At 45.1% G+C, this 670-nt stretch carries 4 tRNA genes; all 4 read right to left on the minus strand.

The window, feature by feature from the left end:
- Positions 1-255: 255 nt before the first annotated feature.
- Positions 256-343: transfer RNA gene (locus QM928_RS09990), tRNA-Ser, on the minus strand.
- Between the two features lie 6 nt (positions 344-349).
- Positions 350-423: transfer RNA gene (locus tag QM928_RS09995), tRNA-Ile, on the minus strand.
- 36 nt (positions 424-459) lie between these two features.
- A tRNA-Gly gene (locus tag QM928_RS10000) sits at positions 460-530 on the minus strand.
- Between the two features lie 14 nt (positions 531-544).
- Positions 545-617, minus strand: a tRNA-Phe gene (locus tag QM928_RS10005).
- Positions 618-670: the final 53 nt, after the last annotated feature.

Below are 670 nucleotides of genomic sequence, written 5' to 3' on the forward strand. Positions count from 1 at the left end.
GGATTTCGGAACTTTGACAACTTTAAGAAACGAATTTTCATCGCTCTGAATATAAAAATGAAGAGGACATCAATTGTCCTCTCCAGATGTTAGTTTTTATTCAACCCACTACAGTTGACAATGAGCCCAAAAAGGAGAGAACCATGTTGGTCCTCTCCAGGTTATAACTTTTCATCAACCCACTACAGTTGACAAAGAGCCCAATTGACAAAGAGCCTTTAAAGTCAAAAAAAGAGCTTTTAAGCTCTTCAACTACGGAGAATAAGGGATTCGAACCCTTGCGCCAGTTACCCGACCTAACGATTTAGCAAACCGTCCTCTTCAGCCTCTTGAGTAATTCTCCTATTAATGGGCACGAGTGGACTCGAACCACCGACCTCACGCTTATCAGGCGTGCGCTCTAACCACCTGAGCTACGCGCCCAAGTTAAATAACTTGGTAAATGAACTAAATGTTCAAAGCGGGTGACGAGAATCGAACTCGCGACAACAGCTTGGAAGGCTGTAGTTTTACCACTAAACTACACCCGCATATATAAGAAATATGGCGCGAGACGGAATCGAACCGCCGACACATGGAGCTTCAATCCATTGCTCTACCAACTGAGCTACCGAGCCTTATTGCGGGAGCAGGATTTGAACCTACGACCTTCGGGTTATGAGCCCGACGA

It is taken from the genome of Streptococcus infantis, assembly GCF_047460405.1.
Taxonomy (GTDB): Bacteria; Bacillota; Bacilli; order Lactobacillales; family Streptococcaceae; genus Streptococcus; species Streptococcus infantis_Q.